Origin of the sequence: uncultured Anaerococcus sp., assembly GCF_947253225.1 — a bacterium.
Taxonomy (GTDB): Bacteria; Bacillota; Clostridia; order Tissierellales; family Peptoniphilaceae; genus Anaerococcus.
On the sequence record NZ_CAMXYR010000054.1, the window covers coordinates 1 to 9,376 of the forward strand.

Annotated in this window: 9 protein-coding genes; 3 read left to right on the plus strand and 6 right to left on the minus strand. The window is 35.7% G+C overall.

Annotation, left to right across the window (positions count from 1 at the left end):
* Window positions 1–184: 184 nt before the first annotated feature.
* Genes Q0W95_RS06415 through Q0W95_RS06425 form a run of 3 tightly spaced genes read left to right on the plus strand, consistent with a single transcriptional unit; the run spans window position 185 to window position 3,567 of the window.
* Window positions 185–1,222 (plus strand): D-alanine--D-alanine ligase family protein, encoded by a 1,038-nt coding sequence (locus tag Q0W95_RS06415; RefSeq protein WP_297791038.1) that lies wholly within the window; start codon window positions 185–187, stop codon window positions 1,220–1,222.
* Window positions 1,219–2,598 (plus strand): UDP-N-acetylmuramoyl-tripeptide--D-alanyl-D-alanine ligase, encoded by a 1,380-nt coding sequence (gene murF, locus Q0W95_RS06420; RefSeq protein WP_297791040.1) that lies wholly within the window; start codon window positions 1,219–1,221, stop codon window positions 2,596–2,598. Before Q0W95_RS06415 ends, murF begins: the two co-directional genes overlap by 4 nt.
* A gap of 36 nt (window positions 2,599–2,634) precedes the next feature.
* Entirely contained in the window at window positions 2,635–3,567 is a 933-nt protein-coding gene (locus Q0W95_RS06425) for a 1-phosphofructokinase family hexose kinase (protein ID WP_297791042.1), read from the plus strand.
* A gap of 188 nt (window positions 3,568–3,755) precedes the next feature.
* Here the strand turns inward: Q0W95_RS06425 and Q0W95_RS06430 are convergent, their stop codons facing one another.
* From Q0W95_RS06430 to cls, 6 genes are all read right to left on the minus strand, one after another.
* Entirely contained in the window at window positions 3,756–4,442 is a 687-nt protein-coding gene (locus tag Q0W95_RS06430) for an HAD family hydrolase (protein WP_297791044.1), read from the minus strand.
* A gap of 1 nt (window position 4,443) precedes the next feature.
* On the minus strand, window positions 4,444–4,884 hold the full coding sequence (locus tag Q0W95_RS06435; protein ID WP_297791046.1) for a deaminase: 441 nt from the start codon (window positions 4,882–4,884) through the stop codon (window positions 4,444–4,446).
* Window positions 4,885–4,893: 9 nt separating this feature from the next.
* Window positions 4,894–6,138: a hypothetical protein gene (locus tag Q0W95_RS06440; RefSeq protein ID WP_297791048.1), complete on the minus strand. Its 1,245-nt coding sequence runs from the start codon at window positions 6,136–6,138 to the stop codon at window positions 4,894–4,896.
* The gene (locus Q0W95_RS06445; protein WP_297791050.1) at window positions 6,131–7,000 is read right to left on the minus strand and encodes an ABC transporter ATP-binding protein; all 870 of its coding nucleotides are present in this window, start codon (window positions 6,998–7,000) and stop codon (window positions 6,131–6,133) included. The genes Q0W95_RS06440 and Q0W95_RS06445 overlap by 8 nt, the downstream gene beginning before the upstream one ends.
* The gene (locus Q0W95_RS06450; RefSeq protein WP_297791052.1) at window positions 6,981–7,364 is read right to left on the minus strand and encodes a GntR family transcriptional regulator; all 384 of its coding nucleotides are present in this window, start codon (window positions 7,362–7,364) and stop codon (window positions 6,981–6,983) included. The genes Q0W95_RS06445 and Q0W95_RS06450 overlap by 20 nt, the downstream gene beginning before the upstream one ends.
* Before the next feature lie 108 nt (window positions 7,365–7,472).
* Entirely contained in the window at window positions 7,473–9,065 is a 1,593-nt protein-coding gene (cls, locus tag Q0W95_RS06455; RefSeq protein ID WP_297791055.1) for a cardiolipin synthase, read from the minus strand.
* Window positions 9,066–9,376: the final 311 nt, after the last annotated feature.

The window sequence follows — 9,376 nt, forward strand, 5'->3', positions numbered from 1 at the left end:
AGATGAGCGCAATAGTCTCGTGGGCTCGGAGATGTGTATAAGAGACAGATTGTAAACTTAGATGTGATTTTTTTGTAATATCTTTAAGAATTTCTTCGCCTATAAAGTAAAAACTTCTCTTTATTAGCTCATTGGTTGATAAGTAGTATAATCTTCTTATAATTTATATGAAAGAGAGCAATAAATGATTAAAGTCTATATTTTATGTGGTGGACCTTCTAGCGAGCATGACATAGCCCTAAGGAGTGCCCTTAATATTAGCAAAAACTTAAATAAAGATAAGTATGTGATTAAACTTATCTATATTGATAAAAATGGAGCTTATTCAGAGCCTTTTGATAAAATTGATACTGACGATGAGTTTGCCCTTGTTAGAGAGATTAAGGAAAGTCGACCTAAGTCGCTTGCAAACTTTTTGGATTTGATGAGTAAGGAAGATATCAATAATACTATAATTATTCCAGTAGTCCATGGAACTTACGGAGAAGATGGCACTATCCAAGCATTTCTTGATGTAGCTGGTTTATCCTATATAGGTAATGGTAGACTTTCTTCTGCCATCTGTATGGATAAGGTAACAAGTAATGATATTTTCGAGAAAAACAAGTTAAGCCAAGCTTCCTACCTTTATACTAATGAAAAAGGGCTAGGCGAAGCTTTTGCCCAAAGGTGTATTGACGAAATTGGCCTTCCTCTTATAGTAAAGCCTTCTGCCAACGGGTCTTCTGTTGGGGTAAGCAAGGTTACAGATAAGGCTCAGCTACTTGATGCTTGCAAGGAAGCCTTAAAATACGACAAGAAAGTCTTGGTTGAGGAGCTTATTGAGGGTCAAGAGATTGAGTTTGCTGTTGTTGGTGATATGAATCCAGATGTTTCAAGACCTGGTGCCTACATATCAGACCATAGTTTCCTAGACTATGATGCCAAGTATTTTTCTAAGACTACTGTAGAAAGTCTCCCATATGAGATGGATGCCAAAAAGCTCAAAGAAGCTCAAGATTTTGTAAAAAAATGTTATGTAGCTTGTGGGTGCGAGGGATTTGCCAGAGTCGACATCTTCTATGGTATTGATGGAAACTTTTATGTAAATGAAATTAATACCTTCCCTGGTTTTACTCCATCATCTTTCTTTGCTAGGTTGTGTGAGCTTATGTATGGTAAAACTTTTAGTGAAGTCCTTGATATTTTAATTGAAGATGGACTAGCTAGGGGGCAAAGATGATTGAAAGAAGTCTAGGTCAAATAGCCCAAATGGTCGGAGGTAGACTTTGTGATCAAGCCTATGAAAATACAAAGATTAGTGGTGTTTCTACTGATTCTAGGACTATCCAAAAGGGCAATCTCTACATTCCCCTAGTTGGTGAAGTCTTTGATGGTAGGCTTTTCGTTAAAGAATGTGAGGATAAGGGAAGTCCCGCCTTTCTAGTTGATGATGGTTATGAGGTTAAAAATAACATTAGTATCCCTTATATAAGGGTAGCTGATACCTTGAAGGCTCTCCAAGACCTAGCTCGTTCTTATAGAGAGGAACTTGATGTAAAGGTTGTTGGTATAACTGGCTCAAATGGAAAGACTACAACCAAAGACTTGCTTTTTGAAGTCTTAAGCCAAAAATATAAGACTCAAAAAACTATTGGCAACCTCAACAACGAGATTGGCGTGCCTAAGACAATCCTATCTCTTGCAGAGGATACAGAAGTAGCCATTGTCGAGCTTGGTACCGATAAATTTGGAGATATTTCTCTAACATCCAATATATCAAAACCCGACCTAGCGATTATTACCAATATTGGTGATAGCCACCTTCATAATCTAAAATCCAAAGAGGGTATTCTAAAGGCAAAGATGGAGATAATCGAAGGCTTGAGCGAGGATGGTACTTTTATTTATAATGGGGATGATCCTACTATCAATAAGGAAATAGGAACTTATAGCTTTAGCCAAAAGTCTATAAGTTTCGGCTTAAATGAAGATAATGATTTTGTTGTAAGAGAGCTTAAAACCCAACCAAACAAGGTTTCCTTTGCCTACAAGGATGAAGAGTTCTCAGTTCCACTTTTGGGTAGGCATAATATCTATAACGGCTCCTGTTGCCTACTAGTTGCAAGGCTTTTTGGTCTAAGCTATGACGAAGTAAGAAAGGGTCTTAACCAAGTAAGACCAGCTAATAATAGGTCAAATATGATTGAGTTTGAAGGCTTTGATGTGCTTGATGATTGCTACAAGTCAAATCCTCAATCCCTAAGGTCAGGGCTTATTACTACTAAGCTTTTGAATGGCTATGATAACAAGATTGTGGTTCTTGGTGATATGCTAGAGCTCGGTGAAAATGAAGATAAGCTCCACTATGAAGTAGGACTTGATATCGACCCAAAAGATATCCACTACTGCCTATTCTTTGGTCCCCTATCCTACCATATGTATGAGGGAGCTTGTGAAAATTTCCCTAAAGATAGACTCTTTCATTTTTCAAACAAGGATGATTTAATCGATAAGCTAAAATCTCTAATCACCAAATCAACCCTAGTTTTTGTAAAGGGCAGTCATGGCATGCACATGGAAGAAATTATTGAGAGCATAAGTAAATTAAAGTTGTAAAATAATATTAGAAATAGAAAAGAATAAGGAGTTAATATGATTTATACCGTAACACTCAACCCATCAATCGACCTTTTTGTTGAGCTAAAAAACCTCAAACTAGGTCACGAAAATGATATTGTGGCTGAAAGATCTGTTCCAGGTGGTAAGGCAATCAATGTATCAAGAATCCTTTCATCTCTTAGAATCCCAACTATAGCCACAGGCTTTACAGGAGGCTTTCAAGGTGAGTTTATAAATGATTGGCTCGGTCGTGAAAAAATCAAAACCAACTTTGTAAGTATGGATAACCACAACAGGACCAACATCAAACTTTTTGAAAATGGTCAGGAAACCATGATTAACTTCCCAGGGCCAACCATTAAGTCCAGCGAAGTTGATGAACTCGTTTACTACCTATCAAGAGTTAGGGAAGGAGACACCATAATCTTTGGAGGGTCAGTCCCACCAATGGAAGATGGTCTTGATAATGATATCTATACAAGACTTGTATCAGTCGCAACTGCCAATGGTGCCGACTTTGTGGCAGATGTTCCAGCTAGATACCTTCTTGATATAGTTAAGCAAAAACCTCTCTTGGTTAAGCCTAATGGCGAGGATATAGAGGAAATATTCAATGTTAGAATTGAAAATAAAGAAGACTTCATCCCTTATGGTAAAAAACTTGTTGAAATGGGAGCAAAATATGTAATTATTTCCTACGGAGCCCATGGTTCAATGTTCTTTACAGAAAATGAAGTTTATCAATCAACTCCAGTAGAAGATGGAAGAGAAATAATAAACACAGTAGCCTGTAGGGATGCCATGATTGGTGGCTTTATTGGAACTATTGTTAGAGATGGAGACCCAATAGAATCTTACAAGATGTCAGTTGCCAGCGCTTCTGCAACAGCTAGAGTCCTTGATTTACCTTCAAGAGATGAAATTATGAAAATGCTTGACCTAGTTGTCGTAGACCAAGTAAAATAAAAAAAACTATTTTTGTTTAAAATTTAAGAAAAATCAAGGGGGACTTTTATTTAGAGTCCCCTTTTAGTTAGTTCAATTTTTAAGACATAAAAGCTTACAAACATTTACTATTAAGTTCTTATTCATAGAAAAACCCCTAATCCATATTTTAGATTTTGGGGTTAGCTCACCTTGTAGGTGTTGAATTTCTATTTTCCATATTTTTCTATCAATTCTCTTATATCCTCTACCTTGTAATTGCAGACTCTTAGCACATCCTCTTGCCTAACCCTATTTAGAGTAAAGGAAAAGGGAGTTTCCTTTAAGAAACTTATATCGTTGTAATCATCTCCAAAAGCGATTATATCCTTGTCATATCCATAAAAATCTTTTATGAAGTCAATGCCTGTTTGCTTGGATACTTCCTTCTTTATCACATCAATTACTCCTAGGGATTTATGAAAGGAAAAATCATCCTCAAAGGGATTATCCAAAAACTTGTCTGTGTAAATAGCCAAGGATAGAGCATGCTCACCATCCATAAGGTCATTGATGCTTGTTAGAGTCCTCGCTTGGTCAGTGAATATTTTTGTAGGAAAATATGGTTTGTAAAATTCGACTAGCCTTCTTAGCTTATCTTTATCTAAGGTAAACTTGAGAAGTTCAATCATTTCTTGCCCATTTTTTACTAAAATATGCGACCCATTATTGGCAATAACAAAGTCTGGTCTAAGACTTCCTCGAATAAGTCCATCTAGGGTGTGAAAGCTTCTGCCTGTTACAAGGCCAAAAATATTGCCAGCTTCTTGAAAGGAAGTTATTGCCTCAAGGTCGTCTTTCATAAACTTGTTATCTATAAAGATAGTTCCATCAAAGTCTGATGCAATAAATTTCATTCTAATCCTCTACTTCGATTTGCTCAAAGCTTATATTATTTTTCCTAAGTAATTCAATTGCATAATCGTCCATCCTATAGGCAACATTGTAGTAAATTTTTTTGATACCTGCTTGAATTAGGGACTTGGTGCAATTTAGGCAAGGAAAATGTGTTACATAGCAAATAGTATTCTTGGTAGCAATTCCTTCTTTAGCACAATACAAAATAGCATTCATCTCTGCATGGATTGGAGCTATACAATGACCATCACGCATGGTGTGTCCCACTTCATCGCAGTGGGGATTGCCCTTAATTGATCCATTATAACCTGTAGATACTATCCTATTTTCTTCATTGACAAGGACGCAACCTACATAGGCCCTATCGCAAGTTCCCCTCATTGCCACGCCCTTGGCAAGTTTCATAAAGTATTCTTCCCAACTTAATCTATCTTTAGCCATATTTACTCCTTAAAATTTAAGTCTTACATTAAATAGAATATCAAAGAATCTAAAACTTAGCAATAAGGATATGATAAATATTATTATTATAACAAGGCTTGTCTTTTGGATAAAGACGCTTGCCAACATGGAAGTCATGAGATTTGCAAGAGTAAGACTTGCCATAAGCTTGCAAAATATTCCGACCCTCTTATTTCCTATCATGTAGCCACTTCTTTCACTACTTTGGTTTTTGCTAAGAAGAAGGGCTAGGTAAAAAATTATTACAGCCACAAGGAGAAAGGCAAGAATTGTAACAAGATTATCTACCTTCATGTAGGTAAGGGATATGAGTGTTTTAATGAAAGGATTAAGTTTTCCCTCAAAACTTCTTATAGCATCTTCAACCTTCTCGGCCAAGTCAAAGGAAAAAGCATTCAAGGTCATATTCAAATTTATCCTATAAAGTTCGAAGCCTGCTAAGGTCATTATATAAAGCCCTATGTGGCCTAAGAAATTGCCTCCTATAAATCCCAAGGAAGTAGAAATAATACTTGCTCCCAAGAAAATTAGGATATTTCTAAAAATTTGCTTGCCTATCAGAGAAAAACTTACTAGCTTACCGAAGACAGAGGTCTTTAGGATAAAGGCAAGGACAAGAGAATTTATAGCAAAAATTACCATCCCAAAGAGAAATGCAATTCCTATCTTCATAAGCAACTCATCTTTCTTTTTCCATGGCATAAGCCTTGTAAAATCATAGATTGCCAAAGATTGCTCAAGACTTGTAAGACTTAGGGCAAAAAGTCCTATAAAGATTACTATAGGAAAAACCAAGGCCTGATAGTAGTCGGCCCCATCAAACTTACCATCCTCAAACTTCTTGAGAAAATTCATAACATTGTTATAGATATAGTGGGACTCAAATCCCCCATTTTTATTGAGCCTTTCGAAGTATTCATCTTGTACTTTTCCATCGACACCCAATCCATAGACATCATCATCCTCGAGAAGTTTATACTTTTCCTTGTACTTTAAAGCATCAATCTTAATCTTATCGAGACTTTCCTCATTTATTTCTATATCTTCATTGTGCTTTTTACCATCCAAGTTTTCTCTCATATTACTAACATTATCATTAAATCTATCGTAGTCATTCCTTATGTCATTTTGGGCTAAAATCCCTACAGCCATTGTGCAAAAAACTGTTACTAGAAGTATCCAAATAGAAAATCTCTTCCAGGTAAATTTTAATAAATTATTAAAGTTACGCATTTTCCTGACCCCTTTCTAAGTAGAAATAATCTTCAATCTTAGGAGTTAATATATCGTATTGGGCTATATCTTCCCTGTCCAAAAGCTCTTTAAGCCTACTATCACTAGCATTAACCAAGAATGTTGCTACCCTACCGATTTCATTTATAAGAATCATTTCCTTAGCAAAACCCCTTTTAACTTCATTTTTAAAGACTAGCTGAACTTTCTTGAGTTTATTTATATTTTCATCACTCGTATTTATCAATTTTCCGTCTATAGTGAGATAATAAATATAATCACAAATTCCAGCTAATTGGTCAAGTTCATGGCTTGAAGCAAAAACTGCCTTACCAGAGTCCTTAGCGTCCAAAAGATAGGACACTATTTCTTTTTTATTAAGTACATCCATCCCATCGAGGATTTCATCAATTAGCAAAACTCTCGCCCCTGTGGAAAGGATTGTGATAAGACCAAGGATATTTTTTTGTCCTTTGGAGAAATTTCTAACGTTTTTATTAGCATCTATTTTCTGTCTTTTTAGCTCATCAAAGAAAAATGAAGTGTCAAAGCCATCATAAATAACCCTATAAAAATCTGGTATATTCTCAACCTTGTAGTAGTTAAAATAATCGAACCTATCAGACAAAAAGCCAATATTTTTAATTAACTTTGGATGTTTTGCCAAAGTCTTTCCATCAAGGTCAAAACTTCCATGATCCATATCATAAATCCCGCAAAGGCACTTTAGAAGGGTCGTCTTACCAGATCCATTTCGTCCTACAAGACCTGTAATCATTCCTTCTTCAAGATCGAAAGAAATATTATCGAGAACCATCTTATCATCAAAGCTCTTTTTGATATTATTTGCCCTTATCTTCATACAAACTCCTTTCTGTAGCTAGGAAAATCTCAACTATATCTTCTTTGCTAAAGCCTAAGAAAATCGCCTGTTTAAAATCATTTATCAGACTTTCAATAAATTCTTCCTTGCTTATCTTTATCTTCTTGGTATCAATTTTAATAAAAGTCCCAATTCCAGGTTTAGTCTCGATTATCCCAAGCCTATCAAGCTCCTTGAAGGCCTTGGAGACAGTTGTCTGGTTGATTGATAGGCTTTTTGATAGCTCTCTTACGGATGGAAACTTATCCCCATCTATGAAAAAACCTGCCGCCAACATCTCCTTGGTCTGATCGACAATTTGCTGGTAAAGTGGGATTTCTGAAGAAAAATTTATATTAAACATATCCCCTCCCTATGGTGTTTGGTGCTATACCATACATTTTTTACTTCCATTATAGCACTTTATAAATTTTTTGCAAGAAAAAAAGAACTTCCTAAGAAGTTCTCAAGTTCACATAAGAACAGCAAAAGGCTTGGCTATATTTGCCAGAATCCTATACCTTAATTTTATCATATTAACATCTTCTATATTTATTTCAGTGGCTATATCAAAGAAAATATCAAAGTCATTTTTTATTTCTTCCAAGCTATTGGTCTTATACATCAAAACTCCACACTCAAAGTTTTGGTATAGGGCCCTATAGTCAAGGTTTACGGTTCCAACAAAACCAATCTTCCCATCTGCAAGCCAAGTTTTGGAATGGACAAAGCCTGGGGTATATTCAAATATCCTAACTCCTGCCCCAAGTAGCTCCCTGTAGTGGTCCTTAGCAAGGGCTGAGGCTATTTTTTTATCTGGAATGTGAGGTAGGCAAATTCTCACATCTATCCCAGATTTTGCTGCAAGCTTTATAGAGTTTCTGATTTCTTCATCGATGATTAGGTAAGGACTCATCAAATATAGGTAGGACTTAGATTTATTTATCAAATCTACTAGAACATTTTTGGAAATAGTTTCATTATCCAAGGGATTATCTGCAAAAGGAATGTAAGTTCCTGTAGAATTAACAATTGGGTAAGTTTTTAGGTAAGAAGTGTAATCTTCTGCACTTTCGTCCATTGAGTTCCACATATTTAAGAACATAATTGTAAAGGACTTTACAGCACTGCCCTCAAGCCTTGCCCCGCAGTCCTTCCAATGGCCAAATCTCTCATAAACATTGATATATTCATCCGATAGGTTAATACCACCTGTATAGGCGAACTTTCCATCTATGACCATGACCTTCCTATGGTCCCTGTTGTTTTGGTAGGTTGATACGATAGGATACATCTTGGAAAAGACCCTACACCTTATGCCGAGACTCTCCATCTCTCTTGTGAAATTGCCCCTAACCCTTGTTATTAGGTTTGAACCGTCAATTAGCAGTCTTACTTGGACTCCTTCCTTAACTTTCCTAACCAATTCTTCAAGAAGAGTCCCCCACATATAGCCATAATCTATTATGAAAAATTCCATAAAGATAAAATCCTTGGCATTTCTCACATCGAAAAGCATGGCATCAAACATATCATCTCCAACCTTGTAGTAGGTTGAAGAAGTGTTTTTATAACTTGGAAAACCCCCAACATCGTCAAGGTACTTGGCTATAGGATAAAATCTTTTGCCCCTATCCTCTATGCTCCTATAAAGCTCTTGGTCGGCTTTTGTGTAGGCCCTCGACTCATCATTTAGCCTTAAAACCTTCCTTTGCTCCCTCCTGTATCCAATAGAAAAGTGACTCATAATAAAGGCTATAATTCCAAAAGTCGGGAAAATCGCAATCAACAAAAACCAAGAAAGCTTATTGGCATTGGACACATTTTTCATATTTAGAATTATAAGCATGATAAAAAACTTTGAAATCGCATCTCCTCCCAAGAGATAGGTTAGGTCGATATTTACAAAATAGTAAAGGTAAACCATCAAGGCAATCTGGACAAGAATCAAAACAGCAAAAAGCCCAGCACGGGAGAAAATCAAACTTCCTACCCCTTTTCTTGTTTTTTTCACATACTTATTTTCGTTGATTTTATTGATGATGTTTTTATTAAACTTGTACATACCTTAATTATACACCACTATGATAACAAATTGTAACATTGTATTATAAGTGTTGAATTTTGAGAGTTTATGAAAAATTATTATTCATCAAATGTAACGGAATATAATATGATTTTTGACGGATTTTTGACGGAACTAAAAAGATGTGCTAAAAATTAAATAAGTGTACTTTTACACCTAAATTCTTTAAAAACCTCAATTAAGCTTGACTTTTAGTTTTTTTGAGGTTTTTTTGACTTCAAAAATTACCCCAAAAGCAAAATTAGCTCCCGAAGTTGGAAAAGGCCCCGAACCCCGTTCAATAAAAAAGA

Excerpts from the sequence above, each read along its gene's own strand:
- Q0W95_RS06445 (WP_297791050.1), bottom strand. The coding sequence starts at position 7,000 with ATGAAGATAAGGGCAAATAATATCAAAAAGAGCTTTGATGATAAGATG.
- Q0W95_RS06440 (WP_297791048.1), bottom strand. The coding sequence starts at position 6,138 with ATGCGTAACTTTAATAATTTATTAAAATTTACCTGGAAGAGATTTTCT.
- murF (WP_297791040.1), top strand. The coding sequence starts at position 1,219 with ATGATTGAAAGAAGTCTAGGTCAAATAGCCCAAATGGTCGGAGGTAGA.
- Q0W95_RS06415 (WP_297791038.1), top strand. The coding sequence starts at position 185 with ATGATTAAAGTCTATATTTTATGTGGTGGACCTTCTAGCGAGCATGAC.
- Q0W95_RS06425 (WP_297791042.1), top strand. The coding sequence starts at position 2,635 with ATGATTTATACCGTAACACTCAACCCATCAATCGACCTTTTTGTTGAG.
- Q0W95_RS06430 (WP_297791044.1), bottom strand. The coding sequence starts at position 4,442 with ATGAAATTTATTGCATCAGACTTTGATGGAACTATCTTTATAGATAAC.
- Q0W95_RS06435 (WP_297791046.1), bottom strand. The coding sequence starts at position 4,884 with ATGGCTAAAGATAGATTAAGTTGGGAAGAATACTTTATGAAACTTGCC.
- cls (WP_297791055.1), bottom strand. The coding sequence starts at position 9,065 with ATGTACAAGTTTAATAAAAACATCATCAATAAAATCAACGAAAATAAG.
- Q0W95_RS06450 (WP_297791052.1), bottom strand. The coding sequence starts at position 7,364 with ATGTTTAATATAAATTTTTCTTCAGAAATCCCACTTTACCAGCAAATT.